25 protein-coding genes and 1 tRNA gene are annotated in these 24360 nt (G+C 62.4%); 13 read left to right on the forward strand and 13 right to left on the reverse strand.

Annotated elements, in window-relative coordinates; genetic code table 11:
• Positions 1–1419 carry a YdiU family protein gene (locus tag C6W91_RS00340; RefSeq protein ID WP_370570381.1) on the reverse strand — a complete coding sequence of 473 codons (1419 nt, stop codon included), beginning with the start codon at positions 1417–1419 and terminating at the stop codon, positions 1–3.
• Positions 1420–1490: 71 nt separating this feature from the next.
• On the opposite strand from C6W91_RS00340, the gene C6W91_RS00345 reads away from it, so the two are divergent.
• Positions 1491–1910, forward strand: coding sequence for a cupin domain-containing protein (locus tag C6W91_RS00345; protein WP_274868795.1), 420 nt, complete (start codon positions 1491–1493; stop codon positions 1908–1910).
• Positions 1911–2073: 163 nt separating this feature from the next.
• Here the strand turns inward: C6W91_RS00345 and C6W91_RS00350 are convergent, their stop codons facing one another.
• Entirely contained in the window at positions 2074–3186 is a 1113-nt protein-coding gene (locus tag C6W91_RS00350) for an anhydro-N-acetylmuramic acid kinase (RefSeq protein ID WP_274868797.1), read from the reverse strand.
• Between the two features lie 142 nt (positions 3187–3328).
• On the opposite strand from C6W91_RS00350, the gene tyrS reads away from it, so the two are divergent.
• Entirely contained in the window at positions 3329–4582 is a 1254-nt protein-coding gene (tyrS, locus tag C6W91_RS00355; RefSeq protein WP_274868799.1) for a tyrosine--tRNA ligase, read from the forward strand.
• 162 nt (positions 4583–4744) lie between these two features.
• Here the strand turns inward: tyrS and C6W91_RS00360 are convergent, their stop codons facing one another.
• Positions 4745–4882: a hypothetical protein gene (locus tag C6W91_RS00360; protein ID WP_165832663.1), complete on the reverse strand. Its 138-nt coding sequence runs from the start codon at positions 4880–4882 to the stop codon at positions 4745–4747.
• 48 nt (positions 4883–4930) lie between these two features.
• Between C6W91_RS00360 and C6W91_RS00365 the strand changes: the two genes are divergently transcribed.
• Together C6W91_RS00365 and C6W91_RS00370 are read left to right on the forward strand one after the other, a co-directional pair.
• Complete coding sequence (locus C6W91_RS00365) at positions 4931–5872, forward strand: GNAT family N-acetyltransferase (RefSeq protein WP_274868801.1); 942 nt, start codon at positions 4931–4933, stop codon at positions 5870–5872.
• A 51-nt stretch (positions 5873–5923) separates the two neighbouring features.
• Entirely contained in the window at positions 5924–6679 is a 756-nt protein-coding gene (locus C6W91_RS00370; RefSeq protein WP_274836804.1) for an SDR family NAD(P)-dependent oxidoreductase, read from the forward strand.
• A gap of 155 nt (positions 6680–6834) precedes the next feature.
• Here C6W91_RS00370 and C6W91_RS00375 read toward each other — a convergent pair whose 3' ends face one another.
• The 3 genes from C6W91_RS00375 to C6W91_RS00385 form a co-directional block, all read right to left on the reverse strand.
• Positions 6835–8622, reverse strand: a complete 1788-nt coding sequence (locus tag C6W91_RS00375; RefSeq protein ID WP_274868835.1) for an ABC-F family ATP-binding cassette domain-containing protein — start codon at positions 8620–8622, stop codon at positions 6835–6837.
• A gap of 91 nt (positions 8623–8713) precedes the next feature.
• On the reverse strand, positions 8714–9475 hold the full coding sequence (locus C6W91_RS00380; protein WP_274868803.1) for a GNAT family N-acetyltransferase: 762 nt from the start codon (positions 9473–9475) through the stop codon (positions 8714–8716).
• 129 nt (positions 9476–9604) lie between these two features.
• Positions 9605–10075, reverse strand: coding sequence for an outer membrane protein assembly factor BamE (locus C6W91_RS00385; RefSeq protein ID WP_065273248.1), 471 nt, complete (start codon positions 10073–10075; stop codon positions 9605–9607).
• A 98-nt stretch (positions 10076–10173) separates the two neighbouring features.
• Between C6W91_RS00385 and C6W91_RS00390 the strand changes: the two genes are divergently transcribed.
• The 8 genes from C6W91_RS00390 (at position 10174) to C6W91_RS00425 (ending at position 16715) form a co-directional block, all read left to right on the forward strand.
• A complete protein-coding gene (locus tag C6W91_RS00390) occupies positions 10174–10710 on the forward strand; it encodes a DUF177 domain-containing protein (protein ID WP_370570382.1) in 537 nt (178 codons plus the stop codon).
• A gap of 238 nt (positions 10711–10948) precedes the next feature.
• Complete coding sequence (gene rpmF / locus C6W91_RS00395) at positions 10949–11155, forward strand: 50S ribosomal protein L32 (RefSeq protein ID WP_065273246.1); 207 nt, start codon at positions 10949–10951, stop codon at positions 11153–11155.
• A 39-nt stretch (positions 11156–11194) separates the two neighbouring features.
• Entirely contained in the window at positions 11195–12304 is a 1110-nt protein-coding gene (gene plsX / locus C6W91_RS00400) for a phosphate acyltransferase PlsX (protein WP_065273245.1), read from the forward strand.
• Positions 12305–12325: 21 nt separating this feature from the next.
• The gene (locus tag C6W91_RS00405; RefSeq protein WP_065273244.1) at positions 12326–13297 is read left to right on the forward strand and encodes a beta-ketoacyl-ACP synthase III; all 972 of its coding nucleotides are present in this window, start codon (positions 12326–12328) and stop codon (positions 13295–13297) included.
• 92 nt (positions 13298–13389) lie between these two features.
• Positions 13390–13692: an integration host factor subunit alpha gene (ihfA, locus tag C6W91_RS00410; RefSeq protein WP_065273243.1), complete on the forward strand. Its 303-nt coding sequence runs from the start codon at positions 13390–13392 to the stop codon at positions 13690–13692.
• Between the two features lie 44 nt (positions 13693–13736).
• Entirely contained in the window at positions 13737–15344 is a 1608-nt protein-coding gene (locus C6W91_RS00415) for a MerR family transcriptional regulator (RefSeq protein ID WP_370570383.1), read from the forward strand.
• A 72-nt stretch (positions 15345–15416) separates the two neighbouring features.
• Positions 15417–15493 (forward strand) — tRNA-Pro (locus C6W91_RS00420).
• Between the two features lie 136 nt (positions 15494–15629).
• Entirely contained in the window at positions 15630–16715 is a 1086-nt protein-coding gene (locus C6W91_RS00425; protein ID WP_274831992.1) for a 2'-deoxycytidine 5'-triphosphate deaminase, read from the forward strand.
• Between the two features lie 27 nt (positions 16716–16742).
• Here C6W91_RS00425 and C6W91_RS00430 read toward each other — a convergent pair whose 3' ends face one another.
• The 7 genes from C6W91_RS00430 to C6W91_RS00460 form a co-directional block, all read right to left on the reverse strand.
• Entirely contained in the window at positions 16743–16982 is a 240-nt protein-coding gene (locus C6W91_RS00430) for a hypothetical protein (protein WP_065273241.1), read from the reverse strand.
• A gap of 84 nt (positions 16983–17066) precedes the next feature.
• The gene (gene scpB / locus C6W91_RS00435; RefSeq protein WP_274831991.1) at positions 17067–17744 is read right to left on the reverse strand and encodes an SMC-Scp complex subunit ScpB; all 678 of its coding nucleotides are present in this window, start codon (positions 17742–17744) and stop codon (positions 17067–17069) included.
• Complete coding sequence (locus C6W91_RS00440) at positions 17744–18541, reverse strand: ScpA family protein (protein WP_065273239.1); 798 nt, start codon at positions 18539–18541, stop codon at positions 17744–17746. The genes scpB and C6W91_RS00440 overlap by 1 nt, the downstream gene beginning before the upstream one ends.
• Positions 18534–19541 (reverse strand): beta-N-acetylhexosaminidase, encoded by a 1008-nt coding sequence (gene nagZ, locus C6W91_RS00445; RefSeq protein WP_274828520.1) that lies wholly within the window; start codon positions 19539–19541, stop codon positions 18534–18536. The genes C6W91_RS00440 and nagZ overlap by 8 nt, the downstream gene beginning before the upstream one ends.
• Positions 19538–20794: an SPOR domain-containing protein gene (locus C6W91_RS00450; RefSeq protein ID WP_274868806.1), complete on the reverse strand. Its 1257-nt coding sequence runs from the start codon at positions 20792–20794 to the stop codon at positions 19538–19540. Before C6W91_RS00450 ends, nagZ begins: the two co-directional genes overlap by 4 nt.
• Positions 20795–20887: 93 nt before the next feature.
• Complete coding sequence (gene argS, locus C6W91_RS00455; RefSeq protein ID WP_274831987.1) at positions 20888–22633, reverse strand: arginine--tRNA ligase; 1746 nt, start codon at positions 22631–22633, stop codon at positions 20888–20890.
• A gap of 152 nt (positions 22634–22785) precedes the next feature.
• Positions 22786–23937, reverse strand: a complete 1152-nt coding sequence (locus C6W91_RS00460; RefSeq protein ID WP_274868807.1) for a deoxyguanosinetriphosphate triphosphohydrolase — start codon at positions 23935–23937, stop codon at positions 22786–22788.
• Between the two features lie 92 nt (positions 23938–24029).
• On the opposite strand from C6W91_RS00460, the gene C6W91_RS00465 reads away from it, so the two are divergent.
• Positions 24030–24353 (forward strand): iron-sulfur cluster assembly accessory protein, encoded by a 324-nt coding sequence (locus tag C6W91_RS00465; RefSeq protein WP_065273234.1) that lies wholly within the window; start codon positions 24030–24032, stop codon positions 24351–24353.
• The last annotated feature ends 7 nt before the right edge of the window (positions 24354–24360 follow it).

The raw sequence follows: 24360 nt of genomic DNA on the forward strand, positions 1-24360 counted from the left end.
TCAGGTGCCGCAGAAGGTTGCCGCGACCACCTCTTCAGGGCGCGGGGGATTTTGCAGCTCTGCGTGCTCTGGCTGATCCTCATAGGGGCGCGCCAGCACCAGATTGAGCCGTTCAAACGGCGCCATGTCGCCATCGACCGCGGCCGCGATCATCTCTTCGATACGGTGGTTGCGCGGGATGAAGGCCGGGTTGACCTGCCGCATCAGCACCTCGGGGTTTTCCGCTGCCTCCAAACGTTGCCGCCAGCCCATCGCCCAGCTGTCAAAGGCCGCAGGGTCAAGGAACTGGTCACAGGCATTCTCACCAGCTAGCGCCCGGAAGGCGTTGGTGAAATCCGCCTGACCCGCCGCCATGCGCTCCAGCAGATCCTCGATCAGCGCCATGTCGCCCTCTTGCGGCGTGGCGATGCCGATCTTGGCGGCAAAGCGACTGAGCCATTCCTGCTCGATCACCCCCGGCATGGCATGCACGATCTCGGTGGCTTCCTCGACACCCGCCTGCGGATCGTCCAGCTGCTGGATCAGCGCCGTGGCCAGCTGCGCGAGGTTCCAGACGATTATTCCCGGCTGGTTGTCATAGGCATATCGCCCCATCCGGTCGATCGAACTGAAGACCTGCGAATGGTTGTACGTATCCATGAAGGCGCAGGGGCCGTAATCGATCGTCTCGCCCGAAATGGCGCAATTGTCTGTATTCATCACGCCGTGGATAAAGCCGACCGACATCCATTGCGCCACCAGCCGCGCCTGCGCATCGCGCACCGCGCGCAACAGGCCCATCGGCCCCTGCACGTCGGGATAATGGCGATCAATGGCGTATTGCGTCAGCCGCTGCAGCGCCGCGACATCACCGCGCGCAGCAAAGATCTGGAAGGTTCCCACCCGCAGATGGCTTGCCGCCACCCGCGTCAAGACCGCGCCGGGCTTGGCGCCTTCACGCCAGACGGGATCGCCGGTTTCTACTGCGGCCAGCGCCCGCGTGGTGGGGATGCCAAGCGCGTGCATCGCCTCGGACACCACGTATTCCCGCAACACCGGCCCCAACCAGGCCCGCCCGTCGCCTTGCCGCGAATAGGGCGTACGGCCTGAGCCTTTGAGCTGGATATCCCGGCGCTTTCCGTCGCTGCCGATGGTTTCGCCCAAAAGGATCGCGCGCCCATCCCCCAGCTGCGGATTGAAGTTGCCGAACTGATGCCCGGCATAAAGCTGCGCCAGCGGATCGGCCCCCTCGGGGATGCGGTTGCCGCCGAACACCTCGGCCATCTCCGGCAGATCGCCCGGGGTGATACCCATGAGCTGTGCCAAATCGTTGTTGAAGGCAAGCAGGCGGGGCGCGGACACCGGTTCCGGCGCCTGTTTGCTGTAGAACTGAGGCGCAAGCTGCGCGTATGTGTTGTTAAAGGGGATGTGCAATGTCATGGCCCAAACATATGCGGCAAGGCACGGATTGCCAGATCAAACAGGCATAAGACAGCAGGAAAGAGGCACGGATGACGGCGGATCAGATCATCGAAAAGCTGAAACTGGAACCCCACCCCGAGGGCGGCTGGTACCGGCAGACCTGGGTTGCCGAGAACGAAGGGCGCCCCACAGGCACCTGTATCTATTTCCTGCTCAAAGCGGGGGAAGCCAGTCATTGGCACCGCGTCGATGCGGCCGAGATCTGGCTGTATCACGCAGGCGCGCCGCTGGTGCTGTCGCTGTCCGAAACAGATGAAGGCCCCGCCACAGATCACCTTTTGACCCCGGATCTGACGAAGGGCGCGCCGCAGCTGATCGTGCCCACAGGTCACTGGCAGGCTGCCCGCACGACCGGAGACTATACCTTGGTCAGCTGCACCGTGTCGCCTGGGTTCCAGTTCGAAGGGTTCGAGCTGGCCGCGCCAGAGTTTGATATTCCGCGCGAGTAACCCAAGGGCAGCGCCCGAGCCTGGGAGGGAGCGCATGCGCCCTCCCGTGGGGAGGGTCGGGCGCTGCCCGGCCGCACACGTCCGGGCGAGACATCTCAATCTGGCCAGACCTTTGCCACGCTGAGCTGCGGACGGTCCCTGCCCCTTTTTAATCGGCAGGAATTCACCCCTCGCCCGGCACGCTCACCACACCACCGCCGACACAGGCGCGCACGCCTGTGGTACCGGGACAGGAGGTCGGCATGCCCCGCGCCACCCGCACCGCCAGATGGGCAAAGGCCTGCGCCTCCAGCATATCGCCATCAAGGCCAACGTCCTCGACCGGCTTGACCGGGCAATCGAGCGAGACCCGCAGCATCTCCATCAGCACCGGGTTCTGCCGCCCGCCACCAGTGACCAGAACCATTTCGGGTCCTTCGGGGCAATGCTCCATCCCCTGCGCCACGGCGGCGGCACACATGGCGGTCAGCGTCGCTGCGGCATCCGCGTCGCTCAGCTCCCCGACCAGCTCTACCATTTCGGCAAAATCGTTCCGATCCAGCGACTTCGGCGGCATCTTTGCAAAGAACCCCTCAGCCAGGAACAGCTCCAGCGCGCCCTCTTCGACCTGCCCCTTGCGGGCAATCGCGCCATCCTTGTCAAACGGCAACCCCAGCCGCGCCTGCAGCAGATCGTTGAGCGGTGCATTGGCCGGCCCGGTATCAAAGGCCAAGAGCGCGCCGGGATCTTCGGGCCGCTCGAACCGCGGATCCACATAGGTGAGATTGCCAACCCCGCCGAGGTTCAGAAAGCATAGCGGGCGCGTCGCGCCGATGTATTTGGCGCAGGCAAAGTGGAAGAATGGCGCCAGCGGCGCGCCCTCACCGCCAAGCGCCACGTCATCAGTGCGGAAATCCCAGATCACGGGCCGTCCCAACGCCTCGGCCAGGGCCGCGCCATCGCCCACCTGCAGCGTGCCCTGTCTGCGCGGCGCATGGGCCAGGGTCTGACCGTGAAATCCGACAATCTGCGCGGCGGGAAACCCGGACAATAGCTCGGCATGGACCTGATCGGTCAGAACGCCTGCGGCCTCAACCTCTGGCCCTGACCAATGGCCAAGCCCCGCGCGCAGCACCGCGCGCTCCGCCTCGCTGTAGGGGCGGTAACCACTGTCGCCAAAAGCAAAGATCCGCTCTCCGTCGGTCTCGACCAGCGCCGCATCAACGCCATCCAGCGAGGTGCCACTCATGGCGCCAAGCGCGATAACCCTACCGGTTTTTGCAATCGCTCGTGTCATTTCCCTGCCCTTCAGCCAGATCAACCGGGCCCGCCTGCCTCCAGACTGCCCAACGCGCATGGATTTTCTGCGCAAAAGCAGGTTCCATGTGCCCCTTTTGCGTTTTATACACCACGTCGCAATAGACAAGCCGAGGCATGCCATGACCTATCATCCCAAATCGGATTTCATCACCGTGATGATGGAGCGCGGGTTTCTCGCCGACTGTACGGACTATCAAGGTCTGGACGAGGCGCTGATGACCCCTGGCCAGTCCGGCTATATCGGCTTTGACGCCACCGCGAAATCGCTGCACGTGGGATCCCTGATCCAGATCATGATGCTGCGCTGGCTGCAAAAGACCGGCCACAAGCCGATCACCCTGATGGGCGGCGGCACCACCAAGGTGGGCGACCCGTCGTTCCGTGCAGATGAACGCCCGCTGCTGACGCCCGAACAGATCGACGACAATATCGCCGGAATCAAAAAGGTGTTTTCGGCCTATGTCGATTATGGCGACGGCCCGAATGGCGCCATGATGATCAACAACGACGAATGGCTAAGCGATCTCAACTACCTTGAGTTCCTGCGCGACATCGGGCGGCATTTCTCGGTCAACCGGATGCTGTCCTTTGAAAGCGTGAAATCGCGGCTGGACCGGGAACAATCGCTCTCGTTCCTCGAATTCAACTACATGATCCTGCAGGCCTATGACTTCCTGGAGCTGAACCGCCGCTATGGCTGCATCCTGCAGATGGGCGGCTCGGACCAGTGGGGCAATATCGTCAACGGGATCGATCTGACCCGCCGGGTGCTGGATCACGAGATCTACGGGCTGACCTCTCCGCTGCTGACCACTTCGGACGGCAAGAAGATGGGCAAGTCGCAGAACGGCGCGGTCTGGCTGAACCCGGATATGCTCTCCCCGTATGAGTTCTGGCAGTTCTGGCGCAACACCACCGATGCGGACGTAGGCCGGTTCCTCAAGCTTTACACCGAGATGCCGCTGGACGAATGCGAGCGTCTGGGCGCGCTGGCCGGGTCCGAGATCAACGAGGCCAAGGTGATCCTCGCCAATGAGGTGACCACCCTACTGCATGGCGCCGACGCGGCCGCCGCTGCCGAGGCCACCGCGCGCGAGGTGTTCGAGAAAGGCGGCGTCGGGGACGATCTGCCGACGCTGACCCTAACCCCTGCCGATCTGGGCGACGGAATCTCGATCGTGCAGTTGATCGTGAAATCGGGCCTGGCGAAATCCGGCAAGGAGGCCAAGCGGCTGATCTCCGAGAATGGCGCGCGCATCGACGATGCCCCGCTGAGCGATGCAGGCCTGATGATCGACGCAGGCGCGCTGGCCTCTCCGATCAAGCTGAGCGCGGGCAAGAAACGCCACGCGCTGGTGCAGCTGGCGGACTAAGCGCCACTGGCTATGTGATGAAGAACGTTAAAGAGGCAGGGCTTCCTGCCTCTTTTTTGTTGCTGCCTGCGCTGCTCTGCCTGCCGTGTCGGCCCTTCCCCTCCCACAGGAGTGGGAGTGCCCTGTTATTGAGCGCAGATCAGAGCGCCCCCGGCGGCAGGGTCAGAAGAACAGAAACTCCGCCAGCGTCAGCAGGATGAAGACCGGAACCGACAGGCCCGTCGCCACAAGAAGGGCTGCGGTCTTGGTGATCCGGGGGCTGGGGGCGCATCGGCCCAGAACTTGGGACTGTTTTTTCATGCGCCCCATTAACCCTGAATTAGGTTTCCACTCGGTAAACATATAGGCATGTTTGATTTCATTCCTGCCGAAACGGCCCAGACCTCGATCCAGCCCGGACGGCACGACACCCTGCCCCAATCCGAAGAATTTCTGCGCGCGCTGCGGGCGACCGGGCAGGATCCTTTGGTCCTGGAGCGGATGAACAATACCACCGTCCTGCGGCAACGGTTCTGGGGCCGCATCGACGTCGCCATGGTCAACCGGGCCACGGTGCACAAACCCCTGCGCCTGCTGGAAATGCTGCAAGAAGAAGGCCTGCGCCGCACGCCGGTGATCCTGTCACCGGAAACCCCCACACCCGAACTGGCCCGCCACGGCGCGGTGCCTCTGATGGGCCCCGCCAGTGTCGCCCGACTGAATCTGGCGCCCTGCCCCGATGCCCGCCGCGCCGCATTACATCAGAAATGGCGCAACCGGCTGAGACACGGTGAATCTCAATCCCTGCGCCTGACGCGGCAGAACATGCCGGTGGATCCGACTCACTGGCTGTTTGCGGCCGATCAGGCAAAGCAAACCGAACGCGGCTATCGCAGCTGGCCCGTCGGCCTGACTCTGGCCTATGCGCAGGCCAACCCAGGCACGGCGAAACTGTTTCAGGCCTTCGAGGGCAAAGAGCCTGTGGCAGCGATTCTGGTGCTGCGCCACGGGCAGCATGCCACCTACCACCTGTCCCACAGCAGCGACCGCGGCAAACAGCTGTCGGCCCATAACCTTTTGATGTGGGAAGCGATGAGCTGGCTCTCGGCCCAAGGCTGCAAAACGCTGGATCTTGGCGTTATCAACACCGAAGACGCGCCTGGCCTCGCCCGGTTCAAACTTGGCACCGGCGCCGACCTGCACCGTCTTGGCGGCACCTGGATTTTCTGGCCGCCGATGGGCCGCCTGCTGGCGCCACTGGCGCGGCTGGACCGGCGCATGATGACGGCGGGTACCGCTGGACAGATCTGATCCCCCATGTTTATTTGAACACATGTTCAGATACTGGGAGGACCCCTGCTCATGAAACTTGACCAGACATGCGCGGTAATCACCGGCGGCGCATCCGGCCTTGGCGAGGCGACTGCCCGCCATTTTGCAGAAGGCGGTGCCAAGGTTACCATTCTTGACCGCGACGCCGAGCGCGGCGAGAAGGTCGCGGCCGAGATTGGCGGCTTTTTCGTTCAGACCGATGTCACCGACGAAGACTCGGTTGCCGCAGCGATTGCCTTTGCTGCCGAGAAGATGGGCCGGATCTCCGCCTGCGTGAACTGTGCCGGCATCGCCTATGGCATCAAGACCGTCGGCAAGGACGGCGCACATCCGCTGGATGCCTACAAGCGCACCATCGACATCAACCTCGTCGGCACCTTCAACGTGGCACGGCTGGCGGCGGTAGAGATCGCCAAGAACGACCCCGAGCCCGATGGCGCCCGTGGCGTGATCATTAACACCGCGTCCATCGCGGCCTTTGACGGCCAGAAAGGCCAGGTAGCCTATTCCGCTTCCAAGGGCGGTGTCGTCGGCATGTGCCTGCCGATGGCGCGGGATCTGGCCTCTTCCGGTATCCGGGTAATGACCATCGCACCGGGCATCTTCATGACGCCGATGCTGGCCGGTCTGCCCGAAGAAGTGCAACAGCAACTGGCCGCCGATGTGCCGAACCCACCGCGCCTTGGCGATCCGGCGGAATACGGCCGCCTCGCAGGCTTCATCGTCGAGATGGGATACCTCAATGGCGAAGTGATCCGCATCGACGGCGCCCTGCGCATGCGTTAAAATGGCGTATTAACAATACTTTAATCCAAAATGTTAAAGGGGCGTCGTATCAGGCGCCCCTTTTCTTGTGGCAGTCTAATTACCGCATCTCTAAATGAATAATTAACGATAAGATGCTGATTTTAGACAATGTTTCGCGCACGAAACAAATCCGCTCAGGCATCGCCCGCCTTTTCCTCCAGCTCCAGCCACTCTTCCTCTGCTGCAGCCAGTTTTTCCTGGCGCTCTACAAGGGCTTCGGTGGCTTTCTTGAACTTCACCGGCTCGCGGGTGAACAGCTCAGGATCTGCCATCAGCTGTTCCAGTTTGGCGATCTCCTGCTCCAGCCGGTCGATCTCATCCGGCAGGGCCTCAAGCCGGTGTTTTTCCTTGAAACTGAGACCTTCCTTCGGCGCCGCCTCCTGCTTGGGCTTTGGCTTGGAAGGTTTTGACTTTTCGACCTTTTCCTCCGCCTCTTTCGGCGCGCGTTGGGACAGGTAATCGCTCCAGCCGCCCGCATAAGCCGTGGCGCGCCCGTCGCCCTCCATGGCGATGGTGGTGGTGGCAACACGGTCCAGAAAATCCCGGTCGTGGCTGACCAGCAGCACCGTGCCGTCATAAGCGTCCAAAAGCTCCTGCAGCAGATCCAGCGTTTCCACATCGAGATCGTTGGTCGGCTCGTCCAGCACCAGAAGGTTGCTTTGCCGCGCCATCAGCCGGGCCAGCAACAGCCGCGCCTTTTCCCCACCCGACAGGGAGCGCACTGGCGCCCGCGCCTGCCGTTCATCGAACAGGAATTCCTTGAGGTAGCCCACCACATGTTTGGGCTGTCCCCGCACCATAACCTGATCGGCCTTGCCGGAAATCCCCAGCGCCGGATCCGTGGTCAGGTTTTCCCAGAGGCTGGCATCGGGATCGAGCTGATCGCGGGTCTGATCGAACAGGGCAATCTCCAGATTGGTGCCAAGGGTAACGCTGCCCGCGTCCGGCTCTTCCAGCCCCAGCAGCATCTTCAGCAGCGTCGTCTTGCCCGCGCCGTTGGGCCCCACAAAGGCGACGCGATCGCCGCGCTGCACCTTCAGCGAGAAGTTTGAGACAATGGTCTTATCATCAAAGGCCTTGGAAAGGCCCTCGGCTTCGATCACCTTGCGGCCTGATTTGGGTCCGGCATCCAGCGCCAGTTCGGCCGCGCCCTGGCGTTTAATCTGCGACGCGCGCTCGGCCTTCAGGTCCTGCAGCGCCCGCACCCGGCCCATGTTGCGCTTGCGCCGGGCCGAAATACCTTCGACGGCCCAGCGGCTTTCGGATTTGATCAACCGGTTCAGCTTGTGCCGCTGCTGGTCTTCTTCTTCCCAGATCTTGTCGCGCCAGGCCTCGAAGGCGTCAAATCCCTTTTCCTGACGCCGCACTTGCCCCCGGTCGACCCACAGGGTGGCGCGGGTCAGCGCGCGCAGAAACGCCCGGTCGTGAGAGATCAGCACGTAGGCCGCGCGGGTGGATTTCAACTCCCCTTCGAGCCAGGTGATCGCCTCGATGTCCAGATGGTTGGTCGGCTCGTCCAGCAGCATCAGATCGGGCGCTTCGGCCATCAGCTTGGCCAGGGCCGCGCGGCGCCGTTCCCCGCCCGAGGCAGTCTCGACCGGGCGTGCGGGATCAAACTTCAACCCCTCGCCCGCGCGCTCCACCCGGTACATCTCGCCCGGCTCCAGGGCGCTGGCGGCGAAATCACCAAGCGTCGCAAACCCGGTCATCTGCGGGTCCTGCTCCATATAGCCTACCGATTTACCTGGCGGCACCACGATGCTGCCCTGATCCGGTTCGACGAGACCCGCCATCACCTTCATCAGGGTGGATTTACCCGAGCCGTTGCGGCCCACAAGGGCAACCCGGTCACCAGGTTGCACCACGAGGTCGAGATCGGAAAACACCGGATCGCCACCAAAGGTGAGCGATATGCCGGACATCTGCAAAAGAGGAATTCGTGCCATGAAAGCCAGCTAAACCGGCCCGCCCGCGCCGTCAACGCCGACCACGGCTGGGAGCCGTGGAAATCGGCTATACCGGGGTTGCCACAGCGCGCAGCAGGCGTTTGCGCGTCTCCGGGATGGCACCAACATCGACGCCGGTAAAGACATGCAGCGTATTGAGGCCCTCATCCACGACCGCGTGATCGCTGACCCAGCCTCCCATCAACAGATAGGTCCGCAACAAAGGCGGCATATGGCGCAGGGCCACCTTCTGGTCGGGCACGCGCGCTGGGAGGCTGTCAAACCGCACCACCTGCGGCGCCTTGATCACAGGCTGCCACATGCCGGGCGCCAGATGGCGCTGCCTCAAGAGGGCAAAAGTGTCGAGATAGGGCGCAGCTTCCGTACCTGCGAAGGAACTGCACCCGAACAGCATCCGGATATCTTCGGCGTCCACCAGGGCGGTGATCGCCCCCCAGGCGATGCGCAGGATGTCTGCATCCGCGGCGCCTTCCCGAATGCAGAACCGCCCGACCTCGGCCATGCGCCCCTCATAGGAACTGAGCCGGGACAGGTCATAGTATTGGGCTGCATAGCTTTGGGGAATGTCCTGACCGCTCTCCAGCGTCAGCATCCGGAAACACCCAATCAGTGCCCTGGTGTCCCGCTCTTCGACCAGTATGTGGCGGCAGCGGGAATCATAGGGATCACGATCCAGCTTCACAGTACCAAAGCATTGGCTGCGCAACTCTTGCGCCGCGTGAAGATCCGCATCTGTCCCTGCGAACCGGGCCAGATAACGGCCTTTGCTGAGGAGTGTTTCCGTCAGCAGCGTTGCAGACTGCGCCATTGCCGATCCCCCATGTGGCGGCCAGACCTCTCATCCGGCACCCCACCCGCGTTTCCATAGGGCGCAGTCAGACTAGCATCCCCAGATCACAACCGCACGATAGACACCGCAGCCCATGGCCACCACTGTTTACTGGTCGAGGATTGCATCCGGGGAGAAGTTGCCCAGGTTGCCGATCAACTGACGCAGGAAGGTTTTGTCCTCGATGCTGGAGGATGTGACGCGGCGCTGCAGCGGAATCACCCGGCCATCCTCAAGCCCGAAACGCTGGATGCCGCTAACGACGCCGCGCGTGTCAAAGTTGACCGCAACCAGTTCGCGGGACACCGGTTTGGGCTCCGCAGCGCCATAATGGCGCATCCGGGTGGACACATAGTAGTAGCCGCTTTCGTTCAGCACGCCGGAAGACGAAGGAATACCGATGCTCTCCGCAACCGAGTCTCGGCTGTCCACGCCGACGACCACTTCTGCCAGATCTTCCTCGGATGGCACATAGCCGTGCTTGCGATAGCTGGCCGCGCAGGCGGTCAAGGATCCGCACAGCAGCAGTGTCGCCGCCAGCTTTGCCGCTGATTTCAGCTTGATTGACTGTGCACCCATGATGCCCCCCGAAAGACTGCCGCGACCCCGGCTTGATTACGCCGCCCATCCCGATTACCTAATGCAGCCTTCTGGTTCAAGAAACGAAAGTTTGCAAAATGGCTGACAGCACTGCTTTCCGGGTCGCGGATCTGCCGCAGAACGCCCCGACGCCCTTTGATATCCGCCCCGATGCCGAAGCCCTGGCTGACTTGGCGCGGGATCTGGAGGTCAACAGCCTGCGCAAGCTGCGGTTCGAAGGCGAGATCCGCGCCAGCGGGCGCCGGGACTGGGTGCTGACCGGCACCCTGGGCGCCACCGTGGTGCAGGACTGCGTGGTCACGCTGGATCCGGTCACCACCCGGATCGACCAGAAAGTGCGGCGACAGTACATGGCATCCTACGAGGAGCCGGAAGGCGCCGAAGCAGAAATGACCGAGGATGAAACCATCGAACCGCTGGGCAGCAGCATCGATCCCTATGAAGTAATGATTGAAGCACTGACCCTGGCGATTCCCGCTTACCCGCGCAAAGAAGGCCAGGAACTGGGCGAAGCAGTGTTCGCTGAACCGGGTGTTAAACCCATGCGCGACGAAGACACCCGCCCCTTTGCCGCCCTTTCGGCTCTCAAGGAACAGTTGAAAGGCGACGACTGACGGTAAATGAGGCGGAAAAATACCGTATGGTGAACTTCCTGCTGGTACTGCCGCCCCGCCTGCCCTAAAAAACCGCTTGCGCCGCAGAGGATTCGCAGTATTTTCGCGCGCTCATCGGAATTTTTGGTTGGACATCGGAGAGGCTGCGGCCTACACGCACGTCACACCGATCACGACAAAACAATGAAATCGCGCGGCGGGGATGGCCCCAAGGCGCCAAGCAGACAAAGGTTGAGACATGGCCGTCCAACAGAACAAAGTATCCAAATCGCGCCGCAACAACCGTCGCGCGCACGATGCCCTGGTTGCTGCAAACCCGAACGAATGCTCCAGCTGCGGCGAACTGAAGCGTCCGCACCACGTGTGCCCGTCCTGCGGCCACTACGACGATAAAGAAATCGTTGCAGCGAACGACGAAATCGACATGGATGAGGACGCGGCGTAAGCCCTCCTTTGATCACATAACGCCAGGCAGGCTTTACCTATGACGGGCAAACCCGATCAATCCAAAGCGCAGACTGGTAAAATTGTGATTTCTGTCGATGCCATGGGCGGAGATGCCGGCCCTGCCGTAGTGGTGGCCGGTATCGCGAAATCCGCCGAGAAGAACCCGAATATCGGATTCATTCTACATGGCCCCGAAGACGAATTGGCACCCTTGGTTGCCAAACGGCGCATCCTGGCGGATCGCGTCGTTATTCGTCATGTCGACAGCGTTGTCACCATGGACGACAAGCCCAGCCAGGTCATGCGCAATGGCAAGGGCACCTCGATGTGGTCCGCATTGGACGCCGTGAAAAACGGCGAGGCCGCCGGGGTCGTCTCTTGCGGCAATACCGGCGCGCTGATGGCGCTCAGCATGTTGCGCCTGCGCAAGGTGCCGGGCGTCAACCGCCCCGCGATTGCGATTCTCTGGCCATCACGGAACCCGCAGGGGTTCAACGTGATGCTGGATGTGGGCGCCGATGTGCGCGCCGACGCGCAGGATCTGCTGCAATACGCGCTGATGGGCACCTCATATACTCGTAATTCCATGGATATCGCCCGCCCGCGCGTTGGCCTGCTCAACGTCGGCACCGAGGAACACAAGGGCCGCGCCGAGCTGAAAGAAGCACATGCGTTGATCGCCGAAAATGCCGGGATCGCCGATTATGAATTTGTCGGCTTTGTCGAAGGCAGCGATATCCCCGGCAATGTGGCAGATGTCATCGTCACCGACGGCTTTACCGGAAATGTCGCGATCAAGACCGGTGAAGGCACCGCCAGCCTGGTCCGCTCGGCCCTGCGCGAGGCCTTTGAATATTCCTTCCTGTCCAAGATCGCGGCGCTGCTGGCCTATACCTCTCTGTCGCGGCTGGCAAAACGGATCGATCCGCGGCGCGCCAATGGTGGCGTGTTTCTGGGCCTAAACGGCACCGTGGTAAAATCCCACGGCGGCGCCGATGCCACCGGGGTATCGGCCGCAGTAAAACTGGCCTTCCGTCTGGCCGAGCAGGGTTTTGCCGAAAAACTGGCCGCGCGGGTTGCATCCGCCGTGGAGCTTACCCAAGATGCCGCAGGCTCCGACGACGACGACCGGATCTCAACAAAATAAGACCAAGAAGGCAGTCACAGAATGACGCGACGTGCAGTAGTTGTAGGCACCGGCCATTATCTCCCTAAACGCGTGGTCGAAAACGCGGAATTCGAAGCCACCCTGGACACCACGGACGAATGGATTCGCTCCCGCTCCGGGATTGAACGCCGCCATTTCGCCGAAGAGGGCGAAACCACCTCCTCGATGGCAACCGCAGCGGCCAAGGCCGCGCTCTCCGATGCCGGTCTTGTGGCTGACGATATCGACGCGATCATCGTGGCCACCTCGACTGCCGACCTGACCTTCCCTTCGGCGGCCACCATGGTGCAGGCGCAGCTGGAAATGACCCGCGGCTTTGCCTTTGACGTGCAAGCGGTCTGCGCCGGCTTCGTCTATGCGCTCTGCAACGCAAACGCATTGATCGCCTCCGGTCAGGCTGACCGGGTTATGGTGATTGGCGCCGAAACCTTCTCTCGCATCATGGACTGGACCGACCGGTCGACCTGCGTGCTCTTCGGTGATGGCGCCGGCGCGCTGATTCTGGAGGCACAGACCGGCGCGGGCACCAGCGATGACCGCGGGATTCTGGCCACCGATCTGAATTCGGACGGGCGCTACAAGGATTTGCTTTATGTAGACGGCGGTGTTTCCACCCAATCGACCGGCCATCTGCGCATGCAGGGCAACCAGGTTTTCCGCCATGCCGTGGAGAAACTGGCCAAGACCGCAACCACAGCTCTGGAACGCGCGGGCCTTGGCGCCGAAGACGTCGACTGGATCGTGCCGCATCAGGCCAATATCCGCATCATTCAGGGCACCGCCAAGAAGATGGGCCTCAGCCTCGATAACGTTGTGGTGACCGTTCAGGACCACGGCAACACCTCTGCTGCGTCGATTCCACTGGCCCTGTCGGTCGGCAAGGAACGCGGCCAGATCAAGCCCGGCGACCTGATCGTCACCGAGGCCATCGGCGGCGGATTGGCCTGGGGCGCGGTCGTGCTGCGCTGGTAGCACGGGTCAGCGCAAACTCGCAGCGCGCAATTCATTGATATTGACAGTGAAATTCACCACCCCCTATGCTTGAGCAAACAACGGGGACTGGTATGAGCGAAAAAACTCTGACGCGAATGGATCTGAGCGAGGCCGTTTTCCGCGAGGTTGGCCTCTCCCGCAATGAAAGCGCGCAACTGGTTGAAAGCATGCTGCAGCACATGTCAGACGCCCTTGTCCGCGGGGAGCAGGTGAAAATCTCTTCCTTCGGCACCTTTAGCGTCCGGGACAAGACGGCACGTGTGGGGCGCAATCCCAAAACCGGTGAAGAGGTGCCGATTCAGCCGCGCCGCGTGCTGACCTTCCGGCCCTCCCATCTGATGAAAGACCGAGTCGCTGACGGCAACCGCAGCTGAAGACGGCTGCCCCGACCGGTCCAGAACCAACGGAATCAATACCCATGTCCAAATCACCAGACGCCTTCCGCACCATCAGCGAAGTGGCGGAATGGCTGGGGGTGCAAGCGCATGTCCTGCGCTTCTGGGAAAGCAAATTCACCCAGGTAAAACCGGTCAAGCGAGCCGGTGGGCGCAGATACTATCGCCCTGCGGACATGCTGCTCCTAGGTGGCATTCGCAAGCTGCTGCATGACGATGGCATGTCCATCAAGGAAGTTCAGGCAATTCTGCGCGACCTTGGCATTACCCATGTCTCCGAGATGTCCCATAGCCTTGATACGGCCTCCCCCGGAGAACCGGACGGAACCGGGTCCGGCGGTGGGTTCGCCCAGAGCAATGCAGCCACAGAATCTGCCGCAGCGCATCCCGGCGCTGGCGCAACGCCAGGGGACAGCGTCGAGGGCGCCCCCGAGATCACGACCGAAAGCGCAGGAGCGGAGGAAGACTCGCCGCGCCCCGCCAGCCATCTGCCGTTTTTCGAACAGGAACAATTTGATCCCTTTGCCGAGGTCGCTGACGAAAATCAGGCGGGCGCCCAGCCCAGTGCATCGCAAGCTGAGAGCATTCCAGAGACCATCTCGGAACTGGATCAGGATGAGTCGCCACTGGTGCAGGCGGAGCCAGACGATGCCCTGTCCGAGGCATCCAATGCGGAGCCCGACACATCGGCGGATCAACCTATTGCCTCTGACCTGTCGGAGGAACTCACCCCGCCACAAGACGACCTGAGCGGCGAAGAAGGCCTGCCTTTCGACGAGGTTCAGCCCGTCTCCACAGAGCCGGAACCCGCACAGATCATGATGGACCTTGGCGGCCACGACGCCCCTGCCCCGGAATGCGAGGCAGACCCGGTGATCGAGGAAACCGCCGCGCCGGAGGCAACAGCCGAACCAGCCCCCTTCGCAGGCGAGTCGGACAGCACCACGGATGACACCGACAGCGAGGTCCAGTCGGCGCCGAATCTGGATGCAGAAGCGCTTGTACCAACCGAAGATCAGGCGGAGCCTGCCTTCGAGGTCGGCTTCGCACCGGATGAGACCGCGCCGCCAACCGCGCCGATTGACCCTGCTGTGCCGCTCACCAGCCACCTCGACGCTCCCACGCCCTTGGGTGAGAGCAAGCCCGCCGAATTGGGCGATGCCCACGCCGACCTGATGGCCGAGGAAGCGCCGACTGAGGCTATGGCTACGGAGCAAGTCGAGTCTGAACCCGCATCCGAGCAAGCCCCTGTCGAAGCCATCCTGCCTGAGGAACTCTCAGAGCAACTGGACGAGCAACTAGCCGAATCCGACGCAGATACAGCCCTGCAGGATGCCATGGATGCAGATGCACCGCGGGAAGGATTTGCCCCTCCGGGCCTGCCGGACGATGCGGAGCAGGACGCTGCAACCGATGCGCCCGAAGCAGGCTTTCCCCCGATCGGAGATCTCCCGATGGAGGAATCCAAGCCGCGAATCATTTCCGTGCCCGACGAAAATCTGGCCGCCCAGGTCAGCCTGCGTCCCGGTGTTCTGGCCCTGTTGTCGCAGACAACGGAACTGCGGCCCGAAGTGCGCGCCGAAGTTGCCGAATGCGCCGCCGAGCTGCGCCAATGGCTGGAAGCACATTAATTTTCCAAAGCAGCGGAAAAACTTGGCAATGCCTCTTGCCCCCGCCGGGAAAAACGGTAGAAAGCGCTTCAACGGGCTATGGCGCAGCCTGGTAGCGCGTCCGTCTGGGGGACGGAAGGTCGCAGGTTCGAGTCCTGCTAGCCCGACCATACAAAACGCCTGGGTGTTTGCGCACCCAGGCGTTTTGTGTATGTGTAGCCTGGGGTTACGGATCGGGACCATCATCTGGGTCGTCTTGAACAGCAGCCCGACCGGGCGGATGCCCGGCCAGACGGGAGAAAGACAATGACAGGCGTTTTACCCAGCCAGACACTGGAAACCATGCTGCAGCAGGGCGAGATCACCCTGTCCGAGCCTTTGATCGACGGGCAAATTCAGCCTGCCAGTCTGGATCTGCGGCTGGGTCACGTGGCTTACCGCGTGCGCGCCTCCTTCCTCTCCGGACACGGCAACACGGTCGCTGATCGCCTCTCTGAATTTGAAATGCACCGCATTGATCTGGATGGCGGCGCTGTTCTGGAAAAGGGCTGCGTCTACGTGGTGCCGCTCCTCGAAGGTTTGGCCCTGCCGCAGGACGTCTCCGCCGTGGCCAATGCCAAAAGCTCAACCGGGCGGCTGGACCTGCTCACGCGCACCATCACCGATGGCGGCGAGGAGTTCGACCGCATCAAGCCGGGTTACACCGGGCCGCTTTATGCCGAGATATGCCCGCGTTCCTTCTCCGTGCTGGTGCGCCCCGGCATGCGGCTCAATCAGATCCGCTTCCGCACCGGTCAGGCGGTGCTGAGCGATCAGGAACTCAGCGCGCTGCACGCAGAAAGCCCGCTGGTGGATGGCGAGGCGGTGATCGAGGATGGCTTGGGCTTTTCCGTGGACCTGCAACTGCCAGGTACCGATCTGGTGGGCTACCGGGCCAAACCGCATACCGGGGTAATCGATCTGGACCGGATCGGCGAATACGATCCGCAGGATTACTGGGAAGAGGTGCGCACCACCAAGGGCCGCATCATTCTGGATCCCGGCGCCTTTTACATCCTTGTCAGCCGCGAGGCCGTGCATATCCCGCCCGCCTATGCCGCCGAAATGGCGCCCTATCTGGCCATGGTCGGGGAATTCCGGGTGCATTACGCGGGCTTTTTCGATCCCGGCTTCGGTCACGCTTCAGTGGGCGGAGCTGGATCGCGTGGCGTGCTTGAGGTGCGCTGCCACGAAGCGCCTTTCGTGCTGGAACACGGGCAAGTCGTCGGTCGATTGGTCTATGAACGTATGGCTGAGGTGCCGCAGCAGCTATATGGCGCGGGCATAGCCTCCAACTATCAGGGACAGGGACTGAAACTGTCCAAGCACTTCAAACAGCCGCAATCTAGCTGACGCCGGAAGCGCCCCCAGGGGAAAAGCTCAGCGGTTGTCCCGCTGGGCGCGCCGCGCACGCCGCTCCTGCCGCATCTCGCGGATCCTTTCGCGTTCAGCGCGTTCTTCCGCCTCTGCCGGTGTCTCGGGTCGGTTTTCCGCCTGCCCGCCCCGCCCGCGTTTTCCACTGCGCCCCGACAGCGCGTTGAGCCCCGCATCCACGCCAGAGTTGACGGCCCGCCCGACAAGGCGGCGCATGATCATGTTGAGAATGGATTCGACGTTCATCATTAGGCTCCGGTTCCGTTCACATGCCATTGTGACATCGGAATGGGACGATTTCTTGGCAGGCTGCCCCCGCACACGAAATCGTCAGCTTTCGAACAGCTCTGGCTGCTCCTCGGGATCCTCGTCCCCGTCGTCACCGCCCTGCCCCGTCGGGAAGCTGCCCGGCGGCGGGCGGCTTTCCAGCAGCCCGGCAGAGCGCAGTTCCTTCAACCCCGGCAGGTCGCGGGCGCTTTCCAGACCGAAGTGATCCAGGAACACCGGTGTCACCACGAATGTCACCGGGCGGCCCGGCGTCATACGGCGGCGACCAAGGCGGATCCACTCCATTTCCAAAAGCTGATCAATGGTGCCACGGGACACCGATACGCCGCGGATCTCTTCGATCTCGGCCCGCGTCACCGGCTGATGATAGGCGATGATAGCCAGGGTTTCGATTGCAGCGCGGCTCAGCTTGCGGGTCTCGACGATTTCCTTCTGCATCAGGAAGCCAAGGTCCGGCGCCGTGCGGATTGCCCAGGCATCGCCGACGCGCACCACCCTGACACCGCGCCCCTCGTAGCGTTTGCGCAGGTATTCCAGCGCCTCGCCCGGGTTGCAGCCATGCGGCATGCGGGCCTCCAGATCGCGTAGGGTGACAGGCTCGGTACTGGCGAACAGCACCGCCTCGACCATGCGCTCCTGCTCGGCCATGGGCGGGGCATCGAACAGGCTGTCCGACTCCTGTTGCGCCTTGTCCGGCTCCTGGTTGCTGAAATCTTCCATCAGGTGTTCCCGTTCAGGTGGCGCAACTGGATCGGCGCAAAGGTCTCGTTCTGGCGGATTTCCAGCTGGCCTTCTTTGACCAGCTGCAGGGAGGCGGCAAAGGTCGCCGCCGTGGCCGAGCGCCGTTTCACGGGGTCACTGTGCCAGCCATCCGGCAGGTAGCTCAGCATATCGGTCCAGCTGCCGGTAAAACCAATGAGACCGCGCATCCGCTCCAACGCCTCCTCCATGGTGAAGACTGAATCCCGGTCCATCACAAAGGGGCGAAAATCGTCGCGGGTGCGGATCCTGGCATAGCCTTGCATCAGGTCGAGAAGGTTGGCGCTATAGGTCACGGTGCGGATACGTTCGACCGTTTCGCTTTGCCCACGGGAAAAGAAATCCCGCCCCAGCTGGTCACGCCCCATCAGCCGCGCCGCCGCATCGCGCATGGCCTGAAGCCGCTCCAGCTGGAATGCCAGATGCGCCGCCAGTTCCTCCCCCGAGGGGCCTTCTTCTTCGGGGTCGGGGGGCAGCAGCAGCCGCGATTTTAGGAAGGCCAGCCAGGCCGCCATCACCAGATAATCAGCGGCCAGTTCGATCCGCAGCTCCTTGGCGCGTTCCACGAAACTGAGGTATTGCCGGGCAAGCTCCAGAACCGAAATACGCCGCAGATCCACCTTTTGGGTGCGCGACAGAGTCAGCAACAGGTCGAGCGGCCCCTCATAGCCGTCGACATCGACAATCAGCGCCTCAGCCGCCAGCCGATCCTCGACCGAGGGCTGAATCTCTTCCGGAAAAAGTGACTCTTCAGACATAAACCTTTCCGCCCATCAGGGCAGCAAGTTCGGCCTCGGCAGCCTCTATGTCAAGCGCAGCGGGGGTTTTGCGCGCCGCGATGGCCCGCAGGGCGCGGTTTTGCCCCACCTCGTCCAGGGTTCCGGCAGCCTCTGCCACCTGCGTACGCACGGCAAGATCGGCATTGCACAGCAGAACGATATCGCAGCCCGCCGCGCGGGACTGCCCGGCGATATCTGCCGGTGCCCCCTGCAGGGCCTTCATCGAGATATCGTCGGTCATGATCAGCCCGTCAAAACCGATGTGCTTGCGGATCCGCTCCATCACCGGGGGCGACAGGGTCGCCGGGCGCGGATCAAGCGCGTCAAAGACGATATGCGCCGTCATTGCCATCGGAAGGTCATTCAGCGCCCGGAAGGCCGCGAAATCCGTTGCCTCCAGATCGGCAGCGGAGGCGGCCACATGCGGAAGGTCCAGATGGCTGTCCGCCACCGCGCGGCCATGGCCGGGAATATGTTTCAGAACCGGCACCACGCCGCCATCAAGATGCGCCTCGGCCACCGCGCGAGCCAGTACGGTCACATCCGGCAAAGCCTCGCCATAGCAGCGATTGCGCAGAAACGGGTGAGTGTCGGTAGAGGCGATATCTGCAATCGGGGCGCAGTTGCTGTCGATACCAAGCGCGTGCAACTCATGCGCAATCAGGCGATAGCGCAGATACATGGCCCGTTCGGCGTCGTCACCAGCCTGAACCGCGTGTTCCATCGGCGGCAGCCAGTCGCGCCCCAGTGGCGGGCGCAGGCGCTGCACCCGGCCACCTTCCTGATCGATGGTGATCAGGCAATCGCGGCCCACGGAATCGCGAAGCTCTCCGCAGAGGGCACGGACCTGATCTGCGGAGCTGATATTGCGGGCAAACAGGATAAAGCCAAAAGGATCCGCATCGCGGAACAGGGCCTTTTCATTCTGGGTGAGGCGCAGCCCCTCTGCATCCAGAATGGTCGCGCCAAATCCTGTCATCGGGTGGTCACGGGGATGCAGTCGGCATTGCCTGCCACCAGTGCGGAGCAGAACCGGCGGGCATCGGACAGCCCGTCAAAGCCCATGGCCCGCAGACGGTAGAAGGTGCGGCCACCGCTTTCGGCGCGCTGGATCACCCGTTTCTTGTCGGCAAGGTAGTCGTCGAACTGCGCATAGATCCGGTCCCATTCGGAGCGGGCGACCTCTGCGCTTTCATAGGCGCCAAGCTGCGCCAGCCGCGTACCTGCGGGCAGGCTGTCGGCAGAAACCTCGATCGCGACAGCAGAGCTGGAAGTTGCGGCCGGGGCAGCTGCGGGGGTGAACCGCGCAGGCCGCAGGTTCGGGCGCAGCGAAACCTTGACGCCCGGGGCCTTCAACAGCGCGGCAGAGGGTTGCGGCGCGGAGGAAACAGCGGCGATTTCAACCGGTTTCAGGGGCTGCGGCTGTACGATCTCGGGGGCCGCGACAGAGGCATTGGAAACCTGCTCCGGCGCTGCATCCGGTGTCTCTGCACCAAGAGGCGTTACCCCATCGGTAAGTTCAGCCACCAGGGCGTTGATGTCACCGCTTTGATAGGCGGCCAGAGACTGATCGGAAACTGCGGGCGCCTCGCGGTCGGCGCGGTTCTGTTCGGCCTGCTGCGCCAGTTCCGACATCGGCCGGTCGTCCTCGGTCAGCTCAATGGGTTGCGGCGCCAGCACCAGACGCTCTGCTGGATCCTCGGCAGTGCCGGTTGCGGCCACGGCGTTCACTGCCAGTCCCTGATGGTCTGCCGGACGGCCGCCGGGGTTTTCCGGCTGCACGCGCATCGGCCCTTCGACCGCGCGCACCACAGGCACGCCGCTGACATCGCGCATCACCAGCTTGTAGCCCCAGACGCCGATCCCGACGACCAGCGCCAGCGAAGCGACCGCACCGAGCATTCCGGCCATCCGGCCAAATCCTGCCCGCCCGGCAGGCGCAGCATCCTCGGCGTAGCCGTAATCATCGGCCATATAGGCATCCGCCTCATAGTCGGCCCCATCGGCCTGCGCCGGATCAAAGCCACCAAAACCCTGCGGTGCATAGGACGCGGCAGGGGCTGCGGTGGCTTGGGGTGGAACAAAACTCTGCTGTGCCTGCGGCTGGACCGACGGGTCATAGGCACCGAACTGCTGCTGTCGCTGATACTGAACACCACCGGCAGAATCGCCATCTGCGACTCCGCTCTGGTCATAGGCCGGGCGCGTGCCCGCCTGCGTAAAATACGCCATTATCCGCCTCACTGCCCGTTTCATGCGCAACATCACCTGCGCCGCATTTTCGGGTCTCTTGAACTGCCTCGTTCCGGCGGTCTGTGCGTATTTTTATCGCATCTCTTCCGCCGGGGTCACGCCAAGAATACCAAGACCAGCGGAAATGACAATGGAAACGGCCCGTGCAAGTGCCAAATTGGCATGTGTTGCCGATTGGCTGCTCTCGTTAACAAATCGTAAACTTTTGTCGCTTTTGCCGAGATGGTACAGGCCGTGCAGATCCGAAGCCAGATCGTAGAGGTAGAAGGCTACGCGGTGCGGCTCGTTGCTGCGGGCAGCAATTTCCACCAGGCGCGGCCATTCCGCCAGCTTGCGGGCCACCGACAGCTGCGCCGGAGCGGCCAGCAGCGACAGATCCGCATCGGCTAGGGCCGCATCATCAGAAGCGATTCCCGCCTCTTCCGCCTTGCGCAGGGTCGAGCAGATCCGCGCATTGGCATATTGCACGTAGAAGACCGGGTTGTCTTTGGACTGCTCCAGCGCCTTGTCGAGATCAAAGTCAAAGCCCTGATCGTTCTTGCGGGTAAGCAGCATGAAGCGGGTAACATCAGGGCCCACGGCCTCGACCACGTCGCGCAGGGTGACAAATGTCCCTGCCCGTTTGGACATCTTGAATTCCTGACCGTCCTTGAACAGCTTCACCAGCTGGCACAGCTTGATATCCAGCGGCACCTTACCATCGGACAGGGCCGACACAGCGGCCTTCATGCGCTTCACATAGCCGCCGTGATCGGCACCAAAGATATCGATCAGTTCGTCAAAGCCGCGCTCCACCTTGTCATAGTGATAGGCGATATCTGGGGCGAAATAGGTCCAGGCGCCATCAGATTTCTTCACCGGACGATCCACGTCATCGCCGTGTTCGGTGGATTTGAACAGGGTCTGCTCACGCGGCTCCCAGTCTTCCGGCTTCTTGCCTTTCGGCGGCTCCAGCACGCCTTGGTAGATGAGCCCCTTGGCATCAAGACTTTCCAGCGCGGCTTCGATCTTGCCGGTGCCATAAAGCGATTTCTCGGAGAAGAAGACATCCATTTCGATGCCGAGCAGCTTCAGATCCTCGCGGATCAGATCCATCATCGCGTCGGTAGCGAAATTGCGCACTTCCTGCAGCCAGACCTCTTCGCCTTTGCCGACATAGGCATCGCCTACCTTGTCCTTCAGCGCCTGGCCGACCTCGATCAGGTAATCGCCGGGATAGGTGCCATCCTCGAATGCGACCTCCTGGCCGTGCGCCTCAAGATAGCGCAGGTAGACAGAACGGGCGAGCACATCGACCTGACCGCCACCATCGTTGATATAGTATTCGCGGGTGACGTCATAACCCGCATAGGCCAGCAGCGAGGCCAGCGCGTCGCCGAAGACCGCACCGCGCGTGTGCCCCACGTGCAGCGGGCCGGTCGGGTTGGCGGAGACATATTCCACGTTGACCCGTTTGCCCTGCCCCAGCTCGGACTTCCCATAGGCCGTGCCATCCGCCAGAACGGACCCCAGCACACCCTGCCAGACGGACGGTGCCAGACGCAGGTTCAAAAAGCCCGGACCGGCCACTTCGGCAGAGGTGATCCGATCATCCTGCGCCAGATGTGCCGCCAGTGCCTCGGCAATATCGCGCGGCTTTTTCTTGGCCGGTTTTGCCAGCACCATGGCTGCATTGGTCGCCATATCCCCATGCGCCGGATCGCGGGGTGGCTCCACCGCCACGTTGTCGAAAGAAAGCCCCTCGGGCAGCGTGCCGTCGGCGGTCAACGCGTTCAGGCTGTCGATCACAAGCGAGCGGATATCGTTGAAGAGGTTCATATCGGGCGTCCTATTGGTTTGATCTAGCGGATACCCACGCCTGCGTCAGGGGTCAACCATCAGCGACCGCCACAAGGCCTGTCATGCCCCAATGGGCAGCGCAAACTGGTCCGCAACGCCCGAATGGCCCTCATGCGCGCCAGTCCACTGCGCTAGGCCGCAGGTTTCCCCAGGATCAGCCGGTCATGTTCCTGCAGTGCAAACCGGTCCGTCATGCCCGCGATGTAATCCGACACCAGACGCGCAAGAACGGTCTGGCTGTCCGCAGCGCGGATCTCGGCGTGCCAGCGCTCCGGCATCTGATAAGGGTTGGCCAGAAAGTAGGGAAACAACGCTTCGACCACCTGCGCCACCTCGGCGCGTTTCTTCATGACCTTCGGCGCCCGGTACATGCGCTGGAACAGGAACGCACGGATCTCCTTCAGATCCCTCCACAACCCGTCGGAAAAGGCCACTACCGGCGCGCCCAGCGCGCGCACATCTTCGACGCTTTGCACCCCGGCCTCCTGCAACAGGCCGCGAGAGGTCGCGATTACATCTTCGACCATCACGCCAAAGACCCGCCGCAGCGCCTCGTGTCGGCGCCGGTTCAGCTCAAGCCCAGGATAGCGCAGGTCCACCTCGCGATAGGCCGATCCGACGATGGGCAGATCGGCGATTTCCGCATCGCTGAACAGCTCTGCCCGCAACCCGTCGTGCAAATCGTGATTGTTATAGGCGATATCATCGGCCAGTGCCGCCACCTGCGCTTCGGCGCTGGCGTGGGTGCTGAGCTCCAGATCCATGGTGTCGTTGAATTCGGCCAGCGCCCAGGGCAGCGGGCCAGTGACCGGGCCATTATGCTTTGCGATGGCCTCCAGCGTTTCCCAAGTCAGGTTCAGCCCGTCGAAATTGGCATAGTGGCGTTCAAGGCTGGTGACGATGCGGATTGCCTGCGCGTTGTGATCAAAACCGCCATAGGGTGCCATCAGTGCATGCAGCGCATCCTCGCCCGTATGGCCAAAGGGCGTGTGCCCCAGATCATGCGCCAGCGCGACCGCCTCGGTCAGTTCCTGATTGAGCCCCAGCGCCCCGGCAATCGTCCGCGCCACCTGCCCGACCTCGATCGAATGGGTCAGCCGGGTGCGGTAATTGTCGCCCTCATGTTCGACAAAGACCTGCGTCTTGTGCTTGAGCCTGCGAAAGGCGCTGGCGTGGATGATGCGGTCACGGTCCCGTTGAAACGGAGAGCGGAAGTAGCTTTCTTCCTCGGCGACCAACCGGCCACGGCTCCGATTTGGCATCGTCGCAAAAGGCGCATTCATTTCTGATCTTTATCCTTCGCAAATCTTGTCGCCCGCCCAGGACTTTCTATATATGGGTTAGCATGCGGCACCACATATTTGGGAGAAAATATATGCAATTGCCCCCAAAAGTCACAGAACGCGCCTTTGCGCGCCTCGCCGAGATCGGCGCCGCAGGTCAAGGCCAGGCCCTGCGTGTTGCCGTCGAAGGGGGCGGTTGTTCCGGTTTCCAGTATGAGATCGGCCTCGACACCCCGACGCCCGAGGATCTGGTGCTCGAAGGCGGCGGTGAAAAGGTTGTGGTGGATGCGGTTTCGCTGCCGTTTCTGGAAAACGCGGTTATCGATTTCACCGAAGAGCTGATCGGCGCGCGTTTCACCATCGAGAACCCGAATGCCACCTCCAGCTGCGGCTGCGGCACCTCCTTCTCGATGTAAGTCTTCT

Source organism: Phaeobacter sp. SYSU ZJ3003 (assembly GCF_041300735.1).
Classification (GTDB): Bacteria; Pseudomonadota; Alphaproteobacteria; order Rhodobacterales; family Rhodobacteraceae; genus Phycobacter; species Phycobacter gallaeciensis_A.